Genomic DNA, 18,821 nt, shown 5'->3' with positions numbered 1-18,821 from the left:
GAGCAGTTTAAGCGGCTGTGTCGTCGCCGGCGATCCAGGTGCGCCTGACCCGCCAGTCGTCATCGAGCAGCACCAGATCCGCGCGATAGCCGGACCGAAGCGCGCCAAAGCGGTCCCCCAATCCCAGGAACTGCGCAGGATAAAGCGAAGCCATCCGGAGAGCTTCGGAGGGCGGCAGCGCAAGTTCATCCATGGCGAAACGCACGGCCTGCGCCATATCCAGGTCCGAGCCGGCCAGCGTTCCGTCCTCCAAGGTCACCTGGCCGTCTTTGCGCAAAACGCGACGTCCGTTCAGCACGAACTGGTCCTGGGCGCAGCCGACCGTCGGCATGGCATCCGTGACCAGGAACAGCCGGCCCGGCCCCGCTTTGGCGCGTAACGCCGCCCGGAGCACCGCGGGATGGACATGATGTCCGTCCGCGATAATGCCGCACCAGAGTTCGCCGCGATCCAGCGCACCGCCCACCATCCCGGGCGCCCGGTGACTGAGGGGGCTCATGGCGTTGAAGAGATGGGTCACGCCGCGCGCGCCCGCATCGACCGCGGCGCAGAGCGTTTCGTAGTCCGCGTCGGAATGCCCCAGACTGACCGTCACGCCGCCATCGACAAGGCGGCGGATCAACTTCGGTTCGACCTGATCCGGAGCGACGGTGATCAGCAGGGTCTCCAGGCCGGTCGAGAGAAGCTGCTCGACATCATCGTCGGCCATCTTCCGGATCAAGCCCTCGCTGTGCGCGCCTTTCCGGCCGGGCGCCAGAAAAGGCCCTTCCAGGTGCAGGCCGATCACCCCGGGCGCCGCCTTGGCCGCGATGGCCTCGCGCACGGCGGCAATCGCACGCGCCGTGATGTCGGGAGCATCGGTGATGAGAGTGGGCAGGAGGCCCGTCGTGCCATAGGACCGGTGAGTCCGGGCGATTGTTGCGGCCCCCTCGAGATCCGGCTGTTCGTTGAGCAGCACCCCGCCGCCGCCATTGACCTGCGCGTCGATGAAACCGGGCGCCAGAACGCCGCCGCCAAGATCCTCGGTAGCCCGAGTGGGGTCAATCGAATGAGCCGGAACGACAGCCGAGATCTGCTCGTTCTCCAACACCAACGCATGATTGTCCAGAAAGCCTTCACCGTCGAAGAGCCGGGCACCCCGCAGAATCCTCGTCTTCACCGCAGCGGCCTCAGCCATCAAAGGGTCTCCGTCACTTTCTTCAGGTTGGAGGGATTGTCCGGATCGAAGCCGCGCCGGCGGGCGAGCTCTTCGATCAGCCTGTAGGAGGACAGGCAGGCGGACAGCGGATCGGTCAGCATATGTCCGGTGGTGACCAGGGGTAAACAGCCTTCACCTCCCCCGGCCTGTCCGACCATAAAGACCTTGCCGCCGGCGGCGCGCAGACGCTCCAGCACGGCGGAGACTTCGCCGTGCGACGCATCGGGCGGATTGAAGGCAAAGATGCGAAAGCCCGCGCGCACCAGAGAAAGCGGGCCATGCATGACCTCGGCGGCGCTGAAGGCCTCCGCGTGCAGGGACATGGTTTCCTTGAACTTCAGCGCGGTCTCCAGCGCGATCGGATAACTCGGTCCCCGCCCCAGCACGAAGAGTGAGTCGGCGGACACCAGAGGCGTGAGGGCCGGACTCCAATCCAGCGCGCAAGCTTCCGAGAGACTTTGGGGTAGAGTTTTGAGCGCCGCCTGAAGAGACTGATCCTCGGACCAGGACGCGATCATGGCGGCAACCGCAACCGTCGATGTGATAAAGCTTTTGGTCGCCGCAACACTCTTCTCCGGCCCGGCATGGAGCGGCACGACGATATCCGCCTCATTGGCAAGCGGAGAGTCATCCTGGTTCACCACAGCGATCGTGAGAGCCCCCGCACGTTTCGCCGACGCCTGCAGCGCGACGATATCCGGGCTCTGTCCGGATTGGGAGATGGACAGCAAAACCCCGCCTTTCAAACGCAGCGGCGCGTCGTAGATCGAGGCAACGGAGGGCCCCACGGAGGCAACCGGCACGCCCAGTTGAATCTCGAGCCCGTACTTGAAGAAGCCGGCAGCATGATCCGATGATCCACGCGCGCAGGTCACCACAACGGGCGGATCGAGGGCACTCAGGCGCTCGCCGAGCTGCAGAAAATGCCCCCGCTCCCTGTCGAGAAGCCGTGCCACCGCATCGGGCGCTTCGGCGATTTCGCGCGCCATCGCGCTCTCAAAGGCCATCAGGGTTCACCGCCAGCCGTCATCGCCAGTTCCGCAACAAAATCGTAGGCATCGCTGCGATAGAAGGAACGAGTGAACTCAACCACACTGCCATCTGCCAGATAGGAGATACGCTCCGTCCGAAGAGCTGCGGTGCCTGTTTCCACGCTCAGGCGGTCCGCGTCCACGGCCTCCAGATTGACCGCACTGAAACGCTGCAGGGCACGGGTCGGACGCAAACCGGAGGTATCGAGAACTTTGTAAAGAGACTGATCGACCGAAGCCGGGTCCGGCAGATAGCGGGCCGGCACCACCGCCAGCTCGATCGCCATGGGGACGCCGTCGGCAAGGCGCAATCGATGCAGGCGGGTGACTTTTTCGCCGGTCGAGAGACCGAACACCATCGCCTCCTCGGTCGAGGGATGGCCCTGGCTTCGCTCGAGCCAGACAAATCCCGGGGTCAAGCCCCGTGCCGCCATGTCCTCGCTGAAAGAGGTCAGGCGCGAAAGCCGCTGTTCCACATGGTGAGGGGGTTTCGAAACAAAGGTGCCCGACCCCCGGCGCTGGGTCAGTATTCCATCGTCGACAAGCCCGCTGATCGCCTTGCGGACCGTGACCCGGGAGACACCAAGCGCGGTGGCGATTTCCCGTTCTGCCGGCAGGGCCTGCCGCGGTTTCAGCGCGCCGCCCGTCACCGCATCCTGTATCATCGCCTGCAGGCGCAGATACAGCGGGGTCGGGTCGTCGCCGCTCAAGCGCCCCTGGTCGAATATCTCGTTCAACGCCGTCATGCTAAGCGCCACCCGCGCCAGAGTCGCCCGCGTCTGATTTGCCCGCGTCTAATTTGCCCGCGTCTAATTTGCCAGCATCTGATCTGCCCGCGTCCTCCAGCGCCCCGCGCGCCATAATAATCGCGCCCCCCATGGCATCGGTCCGGGGCTCGACCAGCAGGCTTCTTATGTCCGCAGACAACAAGGGAACGTAGATTTCCGACAGGCCGCCAAGCAGACAGATCCGCTGCGCGCCGAGGTTCGACAAGGCCAGCAACAGCTCCTCGATCTCCTTCAGCGACTCCGCGAGAATCTCCTGGCCGACGGGGTCGTCTCTCTGGGCAGCAGCGACCACCATCGGCGCGAAAGCGGCGTAGTCTCGCGGCAGCGCCGTCTCGGACCAGGCCACCAGCGCCTGGGGATCGGATCCGAAACGCGCCATGACCTTTTCGGTCAGCTCGGACGCGGGGCGGATCCTCTCATGACACAGCAGGGCCGTGCGAATGAGCCTCTGCCCCATGTGCGCGCCGCTGCCGCTGTCGGAGACCGCAAAGCCCCAACCGCCCAGCGTCTTGATCCGCTCGCCGATCCTGGCAAATCCTGCCGAGCCTGTTCCGGCGATCAGGATCGCGCCGTCATCCGGATGGTGTGCGCCGAGCCAGGCGGCGTAGGCGTCCGACTCCAGACTCACCTTGCGAAAGGGAAAAGGCATTGCCGTCAGCGCGGCCTTCAGATCCTGTATATTTGCGCCCGCGATACCGCAACCGGCCACGCAGTCGGGATAGATGCGTGAGTCCAGTCCGGCCTTTGCGACCGCCGCCTCGACTGACGCCATAATCGCGTTGAAAGACTTCTCAACCCCGGCCGTAACGTTCGCTGTTTGGGACAGGCCCTCGCCGAGAACCCGCCCGTCCTCTGCGACCAAGCGCGCCCGGCACTTGGTGCCGCCGCCGTCCACTCCCAGAAAGTACATGCCACTTGTATCCGATGCTGATCGAGCCCCTTTATAATACCAAAAGCAGTCCACTTGCAATCGTCTATCTTTTTCGGCAACCTGACAGGCCTGCGCTCACTCTGAGTCGATCACGGACTTTTTAAAAACAAAAACAAGCAAGTAATCCGACGGAATGAGCCAAAGGCCCGCACATTCAATTCTTCTGTTTTTGCGGCTGGACAAATGGTATTATTTTGGTATTGTTTTTGGTAAGACTTTGTTAAGCATTTTGAGCTGAAACGGTTTTCGGGGGAAAGCGCATGCCGCTGCGGCGGACGGAACAGGTCAGCGACCGCTACCGCGGGCTCGACACCTGGCAGGACGATGCCATCCTGACGGCGATGCTCCAGGGACAGGCAAGTGCCGTCGCCACGGTTCAGCGCGCCCTGCCCGCTCTCTCCGCCGCGGCGTCCGATATCGTCGGACGTTACGAATCCGGTGGCCGTCTTATCTACGCGGGCGCTGGAAGCTCAGGAGTCATTGCACGTCTCGACGCACTCGAACTTCCAGGCACCTACGGCATTCCAAGCGAACGGATTGTGACCCTGATTGCCGGTGGCGAGGAGTCTCTGCGCTGCCTGAACAACGGTGCTGAGGACGACCGGGAAGAAGCCCGCAGCGCAATTGAGCCACTTGAACTCACGAAGCAAGACTCCGTCATCGGCATCTCCGCCAGCGGTTCGACTCCCTATGTCCTTGCCGTGATGGAAGCCGCCCGCGCGGCGTCGGCACTCACACTTGGCATGGCCTGTAACGCGGATGCCCCCCTGCTAAAGCTCTGCATGCACGAGGTCCTGCTGGACAGCGAACCGGAGGTGGTGGCCGGTTCGACCCGCATGAATGCCGGCACCGCCCAAAAGTGTGCGCTCAATCTGCTCTCTACGCTGGTCGCGATCAGGCTCGGTCATGTCTACGATGGGATGATGGTCAACCTGCGGGCCGAAAACAGTAAGCTGAAGGAACGGGCGACGGATATCGTCACGCGGGCCAGCGGGGTCGATGCCTTGACCGCCGGACAGTATCTCGAGGAAACGGGCGGCGCCGTGAAGCCGGCCATTCTTATGGGCGCAGGTGTGCGCTCGGCCCGGGATGCCGACGCACTGCTTTCGAGCGTGAAGGGCAACCTGCGGCGGGCGCTTGAAGTCAACGCCGAAGAAACAGAAGGCTCCGTGGCCTGCCGGAGCGGTGAAGAGACGAAAGAAGCAAACAAGGATCAGGGAAAAAAGGAAATCAGCCATGGATAACAACACCTGCAAAGTTGGCACGCGTTTCACCGCGGGTATTGCCGCAACCGCTTTCGGCGCGGTCTTCGCTTTAGGTGCCGCTTCGGCAAGCGCCGAGGATGTCACGCTGACAATCGAGAGCTGGCGCAACGACGATCTGGAAATCTGGAACTCCAAGATCATTCCGGCCTTTGAGGCTCAGAATTCTGGGATCAAGATCGTCTTCGCTCCGACTGCGCCGGCCGAATACAACGCCGCCCTGAACACCAAGCTGCAGGCGGGCACAGCGGGCGATCTGATCACCTGCCGCCCCTTCGACGCCTCGCTCCAGCTTTTCGAGAAAGGCCATCTGGCCAGTGTCAACGACGTGCCGGGCATGGAAAACTTCAGCCCGGTCGCCAAGTCCGGCTGGAGCACAGACGACGCGGCAACGACCTTCTGCGTGCCGATGGCATCGGTCATCCACGGCTTTATCTATAACAAGGAGGCCTTCAAGGAAGTCGGCGTCGAAGCGCCAACCACCGAAGCGGAGTTCTTCGCGGCGCTCGACAAGATCAAGGAAGACGGCAATTACGTTCCCATGGCCATGGGCACCGCCGACCAGTGGGAAGCCGCGACCATGGGCTACCAGAACATCGGACCGAACTACTGGAAAGGCGAAGAAGGCCGTCTGGCTCTGATCGAGGGCAAGCAGAAGCTCACCGATGACCCTTGGGTCGAGCCCTACCGTGTGCTCGCGAAGTGGAAGGACTATCTGGGCGACGGCTTCGAGGCCCAGTCCTACCCGGACAGTCAGAATCTCTTTACACTCGGACGCGCTGCCGTCTACCCGGCGGGATCCTGGGAGATCAGCGGTTTCAACGTTCAGGCCGATTTCGAGCTGGGCGCCTTCCTGCCGCCGGTCAAGACCGCCGGCGACACCTGCTATATCTCCGACCACGTGGACATTGCCCTGGGCATGAACGCCAAGACCGGAAACGCGGAAGCGGCCAAGACCTTTCTGTCATGGGTGGCATCGGCCGAGTTTGCCGAGATCTACGCCAATTCGCTCCCGGGCTTCTTCCCGCTCGCCAGCCATGACGTGAAGCTGGAGGATCCTCTGGCACAGGAATTCGTCACCTGGCGCGCCAAGTGCGAGTCGACGATCCGCTCGACCTATCAGATCCTCTCGCGCGGAACGCCCAATCTGGAGAACACCACCTGGGTCGCTTCTGCAAACGTGATCAAGGGCAGCGAATCTCCCGAAGACGCGGCGAAGAGTCTGCAGGACGGCCTCGCCAGCTGGTACAAGCCGCAACAGTAAACGCAGGAACCCTATCGGGCCGCGGTGCTTCGTCTTGCGGCCCGATAGGACTTTCAACTCACAAACTTCGTGATCGGGAGTTCCGTCGTGGATAGGCAAGAATCCGGGCGCAAACCGTTTCGCTGGCATATCCTGGTGTTCCTGCTGCCCGCCGCCACGGTCTATACGTTGGTGATGATCTATCCGCTGGCGGAAACCCTGCGGCTGTCGCTTTTCCGCGAGGTCGACAACAGCGCCGTCTTCGTCGGGCTTGCCAACTTCGCCGATCTCTTTTTCGACTCACGCTGGTCCGATCAGTTCTGGAACGCGCTCTGGAACAACATCTACTTTTTTATCGTCAACATGCTGGTGCAGAACCCCATCGGCATTGCACTGGCCGCCCTGCTCAGTATTCCACGCCTGCGCGGACGCAGCTTTTACCGCACGGCGATTTTCCTGCCGACCTTGCTATCCTTCGTCATCGTCGGCTTTGGCTGGAAACTGATCCTGAGCCCGCTCTGGGGTGTCGCCCCGACCCTGCTGGATTTTGTCGGCCTTAAGTTTCTCTTCGCCCCCTGGCTGGGTAAGGAGGCCTACGCCCTGACCACGGTGGCCCTGGTCTCGGTCTGGCAGTTCATCGGGCTGCCCATGATCCTGATCTACGCGGCCTTGCTGTCCATCCCGGAAGAACTGATGGAAGCGGCGGAATGCGACGGCGTCACCGGCGCCGCGCAGTTCTGGAAAATCAAGCTGCCGCTGATCCTGCCGACCATCGGCATCATCTCGATCCTGACCTTCGTCGGAAACTTCAACGCCTTCGATCTGATCTACACTATGCAGGGCGCGCTGGCCGGACCGAATTTCTCGACCGACCTTCTGGGCACCCTGCTCTACCGGACCTTCTTCGGACACCAGCTGCAGCTGGGCGATCCGCATATGGGCGCTACGGTCGCGACCGTGATGTTCCTGATCATTCTGAGCGGTGTCGCGCTCTATCTCTTCGTCATCCAGCGGCGCATCACGCGCTATCAGATGTAGGCGGGGACGGCTCGTGAGACTTTCCCATCGCTCTCTCACCCATTCCGCGCTGGTCCACCTGATCCTGGGCGGCTACACCATCATCGCGCTCTTTCCGGTGATCCTGATCGCGATCAATTCCTTCAAGAGCCGCAAGGCGATCTTCCGCTCGCCCCTGTCCTTTCCCGACACCGACAGCTTCAGCCTGATCGGCTATGAGACCGTGCTCAAGCAGGGTGACTTTTTCGGTTACTTTTTGAACAGCCTGACGGTTACTGTTGTGTCCCTGTTTTTCGTCCTGCTGTTCGGCGCCATGGCGGCCTTCGCCCTCTCCGAATACCGCTTCCGCGGCAACACGCTGACCGGTCTCTATCTGGCGCTGGGCATCATGATCCCGATCCGCCTGGGTACGGTTGCGATCCTCCAGATGATGGCCGATCTGCAGCTGGTGAATACGCTCTGGTCGCTGATCCTGGTCTACACGGCGCAAGGACTGCCCCTCGCGATCTTCATCCTGTCCGAATTCATGCGTCAGATCTCGGACGATCTGAAGAACGCGGGACGGATCGACGGTCTGAGTGAGTACGTGATCTTCTACCGCCTGGTCCTGCCGCTGGTGCGCCCGGCCATGGCCACGGTCGCGGTCTTCACCATGATCCCGATCTGGAATGACCTCTGGTTTCCCCTGATCCTGGCGCCGGGCGAAGAAACCAAGACCATCACGCTGGGTGCCCAGGTCTTTATCGGACAGTTCGTCACCAACTGGAACGCGGTGCTGGCGGCCCTCACCTTGGCCATCGTCCCGGTCCTCATCCTCTACGTCATTTTCTCCCGGCAGCTCATTGCCGGCATCACCTCGGGAGCTGTCAAGTGAGTGCACCGGATGCTGTCCGCGTTCTCGTCGTCGGCCTGGGCAATATGGGCCTCAGTCATGCCGATGCTTATCACCGCAACGCAGGCTTCGAGATCGTCGGATTGGTCAACCGGTCCCCGGTTGCACTGTCCGAAGGCTTAAGCGGCTACCCTTTCTTCGAGAGTTATGAAGCAGCCCTCAAGGAAACCCGACCGGACCTCGTCTCGGTCAACACCTACACCGACAGCCATGTGGACTACGCCATCAAGGCCATGGATGCGGGCGCCCATGTCTTCGTCGAGAAGCCCCTCGCCGCTACTGTCGCGGATGCCGAGCGGGTAGTGGAGACCGCACTCAGGCTGAAGCGGAAAATGGTCATCGGCTACATTCTGCGCCACCACCCCTCCTGGGTCGAATTCATCGCCCAGGCCCGCAGGCTGGGTCCTCCTTACGTCATGCGTATGAACCTGAACCAGCAGTCCAGCGGCGACACCTGGTCGACCCACAAACGCCTGATGGAGAGCACTTCGCCGATCGTCGATTGCGGCGTTCACTACGTGGATGTCATGTGCCAGATCACCGACGCCCGCCCGACCCGGGTGCATGCCATGGGCGTTCGCTTGAGCGACGAGGTTGCCTCCGACATGTACAACTACGGTCACCTGCAGGTGCTGTTCGACGACGGCTCCAACGGCTGGTACGAGGCGGCCTGGGGTCCGATGATCTCCGAGACCGCTTACTTCGTGAAGGACGTCATGTCCCCGGGCGGCTGCGTTTCCATCATCATGGACGAAACCGCGAAGTCGGACGATATCGATACCCATACCAAAACGGCGAAGATCAAGGTGCATTCCGCAGCACTCGACGCATCGGGCGCTTTCTCACAGCCGGACGAGATGCTCTCCATGGCCGACGAGCCGGGCCACCAGGCGCTCTGCGACCGGGAACAGGCTTTCGTTCTCAAGGCCATCCGCGAAGACCTGGATCTGGGGCGCCATCTGCGCGACGCAGTGCAATCCCTGCGCATCGTTCTGGCCGCCGATCAGAGCGTGCGCGAAGGCCGCGCGGTAGAGCTTTAGAAGAAAAGACAAAGGGCCGATTCGTGGGATCGCTGACACTCCAAAACATAAGTAAATCCTTCGGTCCGGTCGAGGTCCTGAAGGATATCAATCTTGAGGTTGAAAGCGGTGAGTTCGTCGTTTTCGTCGGCCCCTCCGGCTGTGGCAAGTCGACACTTCTGCGCATCATCGCCGGCCTGGAAGACCAGACCGCCGGTCAGGTGCTGATCGAGGAAAAACCGGTCGATCACCTGCCGCCCTCCAAGCGCGGCATCGCCATGGTCTTTCAGTCCTACGCCCTCTACCCGCATCTGACCGCGCGCGGAAACATGAGCCTGGGCCTGAAGCAGTCGGGCGCCGACAGGAACCGCATCGCGCAGCAGGTTCAGCTGGCAGCCGACATGCTGTCCCTCGAAAGCCTGCTGGACCGCAAGCCCTCGGAACTCTCCGGCGGCCAGCGCCAGCGCGTCGCCATCGGACGCGCCATCGTGCGCGAGCCGACGCTCTTCCTCTTCGACGAACCGCTCTCGAACCTGGACGCCGCCCTGCGCGTCAATACCCGGATCGAGATCGCCAAGCTGCATCGCACCCTGAATTCGACCATGGTCTACGTGACGCATGATCAGACCGAGGCCATGACTCTCGCCGACAAGATCGTGGTGCTGAACGAAGGGCGGATCGAACAGGTCGGCCATCCCCTGGAACTCTACCAACGCCCGGCCAACCTTTTCGTTGCGGGCTTCATCGGCTCCCCAAAAATGAATTTTCTCAGCGGCGATGCGGCTGCCGCATTCGGCGCAGTCGAGATCGGTATCCGCCCCGAACACATCTCGCTTTCGCGCGACAGCGGAAGCTGGAAAGCTGTGGTCAGTCACGCCGAGCATCTGGGTTCGGACACCTTCGTCTACCTCGAGATTGAAGATCACGGCCTGCTGACTGTACGGACAACGGGCGAGACTCTCTGCCAGCCAGGCGAAAGCTTTTTTCTGACACCAAACGTCGAAGCCATTCACCGCTTTGACGCAAATGGGGTTTCCATCGGGCAAGCGTCCCGGACTTCATAAGGCATGACGGCAAGCTGGCACCCGCAATCGCCGTCTTTACGGAACCGTGCTCGATCAGGTCGTGCCGGTTTTCTCGGGGACGCTTCAAATGGGAAGGCAAGGAACATTGCTGGACCAAGCGTTTGCACCTGCCCGTGACCCGCGACGGTGAGACGATCGACGTGATCCTGGTCGGGCAGGTCTACGAAAGCGTGGAAGCGGAGCGCCCTGAAGAAGTGCGGCCGGCAAGGCCCGATGAACTGGCTGCCGATCAAGCCGCCTGCGACTGCTTAAAAACCACCTGTTAGAAGAGGTCTTAGACGGCGCCGCTGACAGCGACGTAAATCGCATAAAGCGAGGTTGTGGCGGTTATGAAAAGACGATTGTTCTTTGGGCCGCCGAAGGTCACGTTGGCCACCGCTTCGTCGATCAGAATTTCTCCAAGCAGTCGGCCTGCGGGCGAAAAACACTGAACGCCTCCACCCGTACTGCTCCAGAGATTGCCCTGGCGGTCCAGCCGGAAACCATCGGGAACGCCCTTCTCGATCTGCGCAAAAACCCGTCCGTTCCTGAGAGTCACACCATCCACGACATCGAAAACCCGGATGTGATGGGGACCGTCCGCCTGGTGCGACAGCCCCGTATCCGAGACGTAAAGCAGTGACTCGTCGGGAGAAAAGGCAAGCCCGTTGGGCTTCACAAAGTCATCGGCCACAAGGGTGAGTTCATCCGTCGTGCTATCCAGCCGGAAGACGAAACAGCCCTCCTGCTCCTGCGGTGCCTGCTTACCTTCATAGTCACTGAGAATCCCGTAGCTGGGATCGGTAAACCAGATGGAGCCATCGGACTTAACCACCACGTCGTTGGGTGAGTTCAAGCGTTTACCGTCATAGCTCTCCGCCAACACTGTCGTTGACCCGTCAGGCTCGGTCCGGGTCACGCTTCGGCTCAAGTGCTCGCAGGTGACCAGGCGCCCCTCACGGTCCCGGGTGTTGCCGTTGGAATTGCGCGAGTCACTCCGGTAAACCCGCATCCCGAGGCCTTCGATCCACTGCAGCATCCGGTTGTTTGGAATGTCGCTCCAGAGCAGGTAATCGCCTTGCGGAAAGTAGACCGGGCCCTCGGCCCAGAGCATGCCCGAGCAAAGCCTTTTCAACCCGGCAGCCGGATTGACCAGGAATCGAAAAGCTTCGTCGTGCACGATGATTTCACCGGTCATCACACTCTCCCCTCAGGCTCCTGCTTTGACCGAGCCGATGTTTCAGAGCCGCGAGGTTACTGCGATCTTCTGGCAGCTGTCTGCCCGGCTTCACGGAATGCCTTGGCAGTTTTCATCCCGTCTCTTTGCGGATATCCGCAGAGGCACGGGTGGATAACAACGCAGCAGCCGCACCGAGAGATCTGGCTGGCGCCGCGACGCCATGCTAGTCTCATTCCCTGGAAAGTTTCGCACTATGACCGATCAAACAAATCCCCTGCTGGACCGCTACATGGCGATATCACGCGCTGTCGCCGGCCAGTTGGACTTTCAGCAGGTTCTGCAGCGCGTCGCCGGAGAGATCCGGGCGGTCATTCCTTACGATCACATGGACATCTCGGTCATCTTCGCCGACACACGGGATTGCTGCGCGGCCTACGAGGTCGGCGTGACCACCGGTTGGGGCGAGGCTAATACGCCAAAGCCGATCGAAAAAAGCCCGATCCGCCAGCTCTTGTGGGGCGAAGTCGACCACCTTTTGACCGGCGACGCCTGGCAGGACGCGCGGTTCCATTTCGACGGCGCCTTCGATGCCCCGATCTATGAAGCGCGGCTGCACAGCAGGCTCCACGTCCCGTTCCGGGTTCATGGCACGATCCACGGCGCTCTTAATATCTCAAGCCATGAAAAGAACCGCTACAGCGAGCAGGACGTTGCCATGGCCCGCGAGATTGCGGACCTGCTGGCTCCCTACATCTACGCCCTGATCCGCAGTGAAGAAGCCAAGAAGCTTGCTCTTTCGGAAGGGGCTGCGCGCGGACGGGAAGAGGCCCTGCGGGTCGGCGCCCTGCGTTTGACCGAGGGCATGGAAAATGAGCGCAAGCGGCTCGGGATGGATCTGCACGATCAGACGCTGGCCGATCTCGCCCGCGTGTCCCGTCAGCTCTCGCACCTGCAACGCCAGCCCAGCCTGCGGGCCTCGGATCTGGCTGAACTGGACGTTGAAATCTCGACCTGCATTACAGAGCTACGGCGTATTATCGAAGACACCAAGCCCGGTATCCTGGAGCTCTTCGGCTTCAGCCAGGCGGTGGAGGCGCAGCTGGAACGCTCCGTCGCCAGCGCGCAGCCACCGATCAGAACGACGGTCATCGACAACACCGCCTCCCTGCTGGACATCGGCCCGGAGCCTCTGCGTCAAACCCTGTTCCGCATCGTGCAGGAAGCCATCAACAATGCGGTCAAGCATGGCCGCGCCCGCAAGATCAGGGTCTCTATCGACACCTCCGCGACCCATCTGGCCGTCACGGTTGAGGACAACGGCGACGGCCCCGCCGGGGCCTGGGACCGCTCTCCCGGAGGCGTCGACAATATGCGGGTCCGGGCCCGTCTGATCTCGGCAAAAATCGATTTCGTGCGCGCCGCTTCGGAGGGCGTAACCCGGGTCATCGTGAGCCTGCCCCTGGCGCAGCTCACGCAGGAAGAAACCGATAACGACAAGACCTCAGACTCTACGGCAATGGACGGTCAAGGCGAAGAAGCGGCCCAATAACAGCCCGATAGCCGCACAGCAGAGGACAAGCATGAAGATATTGGTCACCGAAGACGATCCCTTTCACAGGGCCTATCTGAAAGAGGCCGTCACGCGCGCGCTTCCTGAATGCGACGAGGTCTTTGAAGCGGACGATGGCAAGGCCGCCATCGCGATCGTGGAAGACCGGGATATCCATGCGGTCATCATGGATCTGCAGATGCCCAACACCAACGGCGTGACGGCGGCGAAGCAGATCTGGCGGCGTCATCCCTCGATGCGCATTCTTTTCTGGTCCAACTACGCCGACGAAGCTTACGTGCGCGGCGTCTCGCGCATCGTGCCGCAGGCCGCGGCCTACGGATATCTTCTGAAGTCGGCGAGTGAGGACCGGCTGGAGCTTGCCCTCCGCGGTGTCCTGCGCGAGGACCAGTGTATCATCGATCGCGAGATCCGGGGCGTCCAGCAGCGGGCTGAGAATATGCTCGAGGGCCTGACCGATTCCGAATTCGAGGTGCTGATGGATATCTCCCTCGGCATGATGGATAAGGCCATCGCGGCGCGCCGGAATATGTCGACACGGGGCGTGCAGAGCCGCCTGAAACACCTTTACGAAAAGCTCGGCGTGGATGAGCGAGAGGCAGATTCGGAGTTCGGACCGGTCTTCAACTCGCGCACCCGCGCGGTGGCGGTCGCAATGGAGCGCGGCCTGCTCAACGTCAACGGCCTTGCCGCGCTGCAAGACGACCTGGACCGCTGGCGTTCGGTTCGCGCCTCGAGCGCGCGCGGGCGCGCTTGAACTTCTTCATTGAAATAGAAAGCACGACAAACTGGCCGAATGCGGGAACCCGCACCAGCGTTAGTGAATTCGCGAATCAAGATTCCCGCAAGCGCCGCATACGGAGCCGGGCGCCGGGGTTAATATGAAAAAAATGCCGCAGAGCGTTTGAAAAGAACACAAGAGGGAGGATCTGTCACCGCAGCGTTCCGCGCAGGACTTGCAGAGAACAGAACGGCGTGACCATAGCCAATCCCTAAAAACAGTTTGCAGCGGTCCGACCGAAGAAGGCCGGGCATCCTCACAACGTGATTTAACGTCTGATACGAGAATAGCGTTGCTTCAACAATAAACGATCAATCCCCCGGCCATACTCCGCCGGGTTAAGGAGGAAAACTATGGTGCACTTCAGAAAATCGCTTCTGTCCCTCGGCGCTGCAGCCGCGGTGGTCGCTATGTCGCAGACTTCAGCCTTCGCCGACACCTCGGACAAACGCATTGCGCTCTCCAACAACTACGCGGGAAATTCCTGGCGTCAGGCCATGCTGACAAGCTGGGAAAAGATCACCTCCGCAGCCGTGAAAGACGGTGTCGTTGCATCCGCTGACGCCTTCACCACGGCGGAGAACCAGGTCACCGAGCAGGCTGCGCAGATCCAAAACCTCATCCTTCAGGGTTACGATGCGATCGTCATCAATGCCGCGTCCCCCGATGCCTTGAACGGCGCGGTCGAGGAAGCCTGCGCCGCCGGGATCAAGGTCATCTCCTTCGACGGCATCGTGACCGCCCCCTGCGCCTGGCGCATCGCCATCGACTTCAAGCAGATGGGCAAGGAACAGCTGATCTATCTCGCCAAGCACATGCCCGATGGCGGAAACCTGCTGGAAATCCGCGGCCTGGCCGGGGTCTTCGTGGACGACGAAATCAGTGCAGGCATTCATGAAGGCGTGGCCGAGAATTCCCAGTTCAAGATCGTCGGTTCGGTGCACGGCGACTGGGCCCAGGACGTCGCGCAAAAAGCCGTCGCCGGTATTCTGCCCTCGCTGCCTGACATCGCCGGTGTCGTCACCCAGGGCGGTGATGGCTATGGCGCCGCCCAGGCTTTCAAAGCAGCAGGCCGCCCGATCCCCCTCATCATCATGGGCAACCGCCAGGACGAGTTGAAGTGGTGGAAAGAGCAAAAGGACGCGAATGGCTATAAGACCATGTCCGTCTCCATCGCGCCCGGCGTCTCGACGCTCGCTTTCTGGGTCGCTCAGCAGATCCTGGACGGCGCCGATGTGCCTAAGGATTTGACGGTTCCCTTCCTGCGGGTTGATCAGGACGACCTGGAAGAAAAGCTGGCGGGCACCGAAGAGGGCAGCGTGGCAAATGTTGAGTACGCGCTGGAAGACGCCAAGAAGGTCATCGCGGGTAAGTAGGTACGAAGGGTTCCGGCTGAGACTTTAAGGAAGCAAGGTGCTCAAAGCGTTGGAACCTTTCATCACGGTGGACGGCGTCGGCAAAAACTACGGCGCCGTCCAAGCCTTGCAAAGCGTCGACCTCAAAATTCTCGCCGGTCAGGCGCTTGGAATTGTCGGACACAACGGTGCAGGCAAATCCACGCTCATTTCGATCCTGGCCGGGACACAGATGCCGTCCGGCGGTGAACTTACCTTCGCCCAAAGCGGCATTTCGCTGCCCGGTTACAAGGTCGATCAGGCGCAGGCCCACGGCATTCGCTGCGTCTTCCAGGAGCTCTCGCTCTGTCCCAATCTCACCGTCGCGGAGAATGCCCGCATTCTGCATCCCGCGATCAGGGGCGTCGGATGGAAGGCCCGCGCCCGCAAACTGATCTCCGATAAGCTCGACGAAGTCTTTCCGGGGCATGGAATCAACCCCGATGACGAAGTCGGCGACCTCTCGATTGCCAAACGCCAGATGGTGGAGATCGCACGGGCTTTTACCAAAGTCGACAGTCCGATCCACCTGATCATTCTGGATGAGCCGACCTCGTCACTGGATGCCATCATCGCGCAGCAACTGCTGACACACCTGCGCGGATTTGTGGATCAGGGCGGCGCCTGCATCCTGATCTCGCACCTTTTGGAGGAGATCCTGCAAAGCAGCGACCGGATCGTGGTGATGCGCGACGGCGGCGTCGTCGACGACCGCGCGGCACGGGACTTCGACCGGGGCAAGCTGGTCGAAGCCATGGGCAGCGTCGCGAAGGAACAGGATGGGGCGCGCAAGGCGGCAAAAGCCAGACAGCAGGAGACTGAAGCGCTGGTCTCGATCCGGCCGGCGCAGCAATCCGACGGCAGGCGGCTGCAAGCCTTTAGCGGCGAGATCGTCGGTCTCGCAGGCTTGAGCGGACACGGCCAGACGGATGCTTTGATCGATGTCTACCAGAAGAAACGACGCGACAGCAAAAGCCCGGCGAAGACGGTCCCCATGGCGCTGGTGCCCGGTGACCGGCAGGTCGACGGCGTCTTTCCCCTCTGGTCGATCGGCATGAATATCGTAATCGGATCCATGCGCCAGCTGACCCGGGGCAGTCTGATCGATCCGCAGGCCGAGGCACGCCTGTGCGAAGACTGGCGGCAGAAAATCGCCATCCGCACTCCCGATATGAACAACAACATTCTCTCGCTCTCCGGCGGCAATCAGCAAAAAGCGCTCTTTGCACGCGCCCTGGCATCGGACGCCGAAATCATTCTGATGGACGATCCCATGCGCGGCGTCGATATCGGCACCAAGCAGGAGGTCTACGAAATGATCCGGGAGGAAGCCGGATTGGGGCGAACCTTCCTTTGGTACACCACGGAGATGGATGAACTCGAGCACTGCGATCATGTCTACGTCTTCCGGAACGGCGCGATCGTGGCCGATCTCGCAGGCGATGAGGTGACCGAACAGCGCGTGCTGCACGCTTCCTTCGAGGACGGCGCCGAGGGTGGCAAGCCAGAGGCAAAGGGGCCAGAAGCAAAGGAGCCGGAAGCAAAAGAGGATGCGGCGCCATGACCTTTGTCCCTTCGGCCCGCCTGCTGCGAAGCTTGCTCCCGGCTTTCTCGCTCACGGTTATTCTGATTGCGATCTTCTATCTGCAGCCCCGGGCCATGAGCTATTTCGGCCTCAATCTGCTGTTGAACCTGGCCCTGCCGATTGCCTTCGCGACCCTGGCGCAGATGTGCGTGATCGCCGTCAACGACCTGGATCTCGGCATCGGGGCCTTCGTCGGTTTCGTCGCCTGCGTCGGCGCCACCTGGCTGAACGAGTCCCCGGTTCTGGGGATCGCCGTCCTGCTGTTGTGTATCCTCGCCTACGCGGCCCTGGGCGCCCTGATCCACCTGCGCAACCTGCCCTCGATCGTGGTCACGCTGGGGATGTCGTTTTTCTGGCTCGGCCTGGCGCTGCTGGTCCTGCCGACACCGGGCGGCAAGGCCCCCGAGTGGGTGCGCGCGGTCATGACCTTTAAAGCCCCCGGCATGCCAACCACAATTTATGCCTCGGCGCTGGTCGCAATCCTGGTGCATTTTGCGCTGATGCGCTCGGCCTACGGTGCCGTGGTGCGCGGCGTCGGCGGGAACCCCCGCTCCGTGGAACGCGCGGGCTGGTCGATCCTCAAGGCCAAGATGTCCATGTACGCCCTGGCGGGCTTTTTCGGTGTGCTCAGCGGCATCTCGCTGATCGGCCTGACCACCTCGGCGGACGCCAACATCGCCCTGCGTTACACCCTGCTGTCAATTGCCGGGGTCATTCTGGGCGGCGGCGAGTTCGTGGGCGGCCGGATCTCACCGGTCGGCGCGGTTCTGGGGGCCATGACCCTGACCCTCGCGGCGTCCTTCCTTTCCTTCCTGCGGATCTCGCCGGACTGGCAGATCGGCGCACAGGGCGCCATTCTCATCATCGTTCTGGCCCTTCGGGTTCTGATCAACAGGGCGGGGAAGAAATGACCGCGGCGCTGAGCAAACACATCAAGGCCATCAGCGGCAAACCCTGGATCTGGGCCTTTGCCGGCGCCTTTTTAGTCTGGATCGCGACCATTCTCTACACGGGCGGGACCGGCGCGGGTCAGATCCTCTCGGCGGCCCTCTCCTTCGCGACCTTCTCGGTCATTGTGGGCATCGGCCAGATGTATGTCATTACCCTCGGGCCCGGCAACGTCGACCTCTCCATCCCCGCCACCATGACCTTCGCCGGCGCGGTCTCCATGAAGATCATGGAGACCCAGGATGCTATGATCCTGCCGGGGCTCGTCGTTGCTCTGCTCTGCGGGCTGGCGGTCGGCCTTTTCAACTACGGCCTCATTCACGCCCTGCGCATCCCGCCAATCATCGCCACTCTCTCCTCCAGCTTCCTGGTGCAATCCTCGGCGATTGCCTACGGGCGCGGACTCAAGATCAAGCCGCCGGAGCTGCTGGCCGAGTTCACCACGGCAAGGATCGCCGGTTTCCCGCTGCTCGCAATCTGCGTCATTCTCCTGGCCGCAATCATGAGCGTCGTTCTCCACCGCACCGTGTTCGGACGCTCCGTGCTCGCCATCGGACAGAACCCGCGCGCGGCGGCCCTGGCAGGCGTCAAAGTCGATTTCATTCGCCTGGCGACCTACGTGCAGTCAGCGGTGCTGGCCGCGCTCTGCGGATACCTGCTCGCGGGCTTTTCGGGCGGCGCGTCCTTGAACATGGGGGCCGAATATCTGCTGGCATCGATCGCTGTGGTGGTGATCGGCGGCACCTCCGTTGCGGGCGGCTTCGCCAATCTGCCCGGTCTTTGGGGCGCGGCCCTGTTCATGTTCCTGCTGGTCACCATGCTGAACACCTTTGGTCTCAGTGCCGGCATTCGTCTGCTGCTGACAGGGATCATTATCGTCGGGGTCATCACGCTCGCGGGCGGGCGCAGGGATTAGTG

18 protein-coding genes are annotated in these 18,821 nt (G+C 61.7%); 13 read left to right on the top strand and 5 right to left on the bottom strand.

Translation table 11 applies throughout. The annotated features are described in order from the left end of the window. Positions 1–7: 7 nt before the first annotated feature. Genes nagA through FKG95_RS03575 form a run of 4 tightly spaced genes read right to left on the bottom strand, consistent with a single transcriptional unit; the run spans position 8 to position 3,927 of the window. Positions 8–1,177: an N-acetylglucosamine-6-phosphate deacetylase gene (gene nagA, locus FKG95_RS03590; RefSeq protein WP_142894918.1), complete on the bottom strand. Its 1,170-nt coding sequence runs from the start codon at positions 1,175–1,177 to the stop codon at positions 8–10. Continuing rightward, on the bottom strand, positions 1,177–2,205 hold the full coding sequence (locus FKG95_RS03585; RefSeq protein ID WP_218940053.1) for an SIS domain-containing protein: 1,029 nt from the start codon (positions 2,203–2,205) through the stop codon (positions 1,177–1,179). The genes nagA and FKG95_RS03585 overlap by 1 nt, the downstream gene beginning before the upstream one ends. Continuing rightward, a complete protein-coding gene (locus FKG95_RS03580; protein WP_142894917.1) occupies positions 2,205–2,975 on the bottom strand; it encodes a GntR family transcriptional regulator in 771 nt (256 codons plus the stop codon). The genes FKG95_RS03585 and FKG95_RS03580 overlap by 1 nt, the downstream gene beginning before the upstream one ends. A gap of 1 nt (position 2,976) precedes the next feature. Then, on the bottom strand, positions 2,977–3,927 hold the full coding sequence (locus FKG95_RS03575) for a glucosamine kinase nucleotide-binding domain-containing protein (RefSeq protein ID WP_142894916.1): 951 nt from the start codon (positions 3,925–3,927) through the stop codon (positions 2,977–2,979). 281 nt (positions 3,928–4,208) lie between these two features. Here FKG95_RS03575 and FKG95_RS03570 point away from each other — a divergent pair, with 281 nt between their 5' ends. From FKG95_RS03570 to FKG95_RS29520, 7 genes are all read left to right on the top strand, one after another. Beyond that, on the top strand, positions 4,209–5,192 hold the full coding sequence (locus FKG95_RS03570) for an N-acetylmuramic acid 6-phosphate etherase (protein ID WP_142894915.1): 984 nt from the start codon (positions 4,209–4,211) through the stop codon (positions 5,190–5,192). Continuing rightward, the gene (locus tag FKG95_RS03565; protein WP_142894914.1) at positions 5,185–6,474 is read left to right on the top strand and encodes an ABC transporter substrate-binding protein; all 1,290 of its coding nucleotides are present in this window, start codon (positions 5,185–5,187) and stop codon (positions 6,472–6,474) included. Before FKG95_RS03570 ends, FKG95_RS03565 begins: the two co-directional genes overlap by 8 nt. Positions 6,475–6,561: 87 nt before the next feature. Beyond that, positions 6,562–7,491, top strand: a complete 930-nt coding sequence (locus FKG95_RS03560) for a carbohydrate ABC transporter permease (protein ID WP_246116669.1) — start codon at positions 6,562–6,564, stop codon at positions 7,489–7,491. Between the two features lie 13 nt (positions 7,492–7,504). Then, complete coding sequence (locus tag FKG95_RS03555; protein ID WP_142894913.1) at positions 7,505–8,344, top strand: carbohydrate ABC transporter permease; 840 nt, start codon at positions 7,505–7,507, stop codon at positions 8,342–8,344. Further along, the gene (locus tag FKG95_RS03550) at positions 8,341–9,402 is read left to right on the top strand and encodes a Gfo/Idh/MocA family protein (protein ID WP_246116668.1); all 1,062 of its coding nucleotides are present in this window, start codon (positions 8,341–8,343) and stop codon (positions 9,400–9,402) included. The genes FKG95_RS03555 and FKG95_RS03550 overlap by 4 nt, the downstream gene beginning before the upstream one ends. Positions 9,403–9,425: 23 nt before the next feature. Further along, positions 9,426–10,445, top strand: a complete 1,020-nt coding sequence (locus FKG95_RS03545) for an ABC transporter ATP-binding protein (RefSeq protein ID WP_142894912.1) — start codon at positions 9,426–9,428, stop codon at positions 10,443–10,445. Positions 10,446–10,567: 122 nt separating this feature from the next. After that, positions 10,568–10,732, top strand: coding sequence for a hypothetical protein (locus FKG95_RS29520; protein WP_179953912.1), 165 nt, complete (start codon positions 10,568–10,570; stop codon positions 10,730–10,732). An 8-nt stretch (positions 10,733–10,740) separates the two neighbouring features. Here FKG95_RS29520 and FKG95_RS03540 read toward each other — a convergent pair whose 3' ends face one another. Further along, entirely contained in the window at positions 10,741–11,643 is a 903-nt protein-coding gene (locus FKG95_RS03540) for an SMP-30/gluconolactonase/LRE family protein (protein WP_142894911.1), read from the bottom strand. Positions 11,644–11,878: 235 nt separating this feature from the next. Here FKG95_RS03540 and FKG95_RS03535 point away from each other — a divergent pair, with 235 nt between their 5' ends. The 6 genes from FKG95_RS03535 (at position 11,879) to FKG95_RS03510 (ending at position 18,819) form a co-directional block, all read left to right on the top strand. After that, positions 11,879–13,174 (top strand): GAF domain-containing sensor histidine kinase, encoded by a 1,296-nt coding sequence (locus FKG95_RS03535; RefSeq protein WP_179953911.1) that lies wholly within the window; start codon positions 11,879–11,881, stop codon positions 13,172–13,174. 31 nt (positions 13,175–13,205) lie between these two features. Next, positions 13,206–13,952: a response regulator transcription factor gene (locus FKG95_RS03530; RefSeq protein ID WP_142894909.1), complete on the top strand. Its 747-nt coding sequence runs from the start codon at positions 13,206–13,208 to the stop codon at positions 13,950–13,952. A 377-nt stretch (positions 13,953–14,329) separates the two neighbouring features. Further along, complete coding sequence (locus tag FKG95_RS03525; protein ID WP_179953910.1) at positions 14,330–15,352, top strand: ABC transporter substrate-binding protein; 1,023 nt, start codon at positions 14,330–14,332, stop codon at positions 15,350–15,352. Positions 15,353–15,389: 37 nt separating this feature from the next. Continuing rightward, a complete protein-coding gene (locus FKG95_RS03520) occupies positions 15,390–16,934 on the top strand; it encodes a sugar ABC transporter ATP-binding protein (protein WP_142894908.1) in 1,545 nt (514 codons plus the stop codon). Then, complete coding sequence (locus tag FKG95_RS03515; protein WP_142894907.1) at positions 16,931–17,866, top strand: ABC transporter permease; 936 nt, start codon at positions 16,931–16,933, stop codon at positions 17,864–17,866. Before FKG95_RS03520 ends, FKG95_RS03515 begins: the two co-directional genes overlap by 4 nt. Further along, a complete protein-coding gene (locus FKG95_RS03510) occupies positions 17,863–18,819 on the top strand; it encodes an ABC transporter permease (RefSeq protein ID WP_142894906.1) in 957 nt (318 codons plus the stop codon). The genes FKG95_RS03515 and FKG95_RS03510 overlap by 4 nt, the downstream gene beginning before the upstream one ends. Positions 18,820–18,821 lie beyond the last annotated feature (2 nt).

Origin of the sequence: Denitrobaculum tricleocarpae, from assembly GCF_007004665.1 — a bacterium.
GTDB lineage: Bacteria > Pseudomonadota > Alphaproteobacteria > Kiloniellales > Kiloniellaceae > Denitrobaculum > Denitrobaculum tricleocarpae.
The sequence above is the reverse complement of the archived record's forward strand: the minus strand, read 5'-3'. Positions and strand labels throughout refer to the sequence as shown.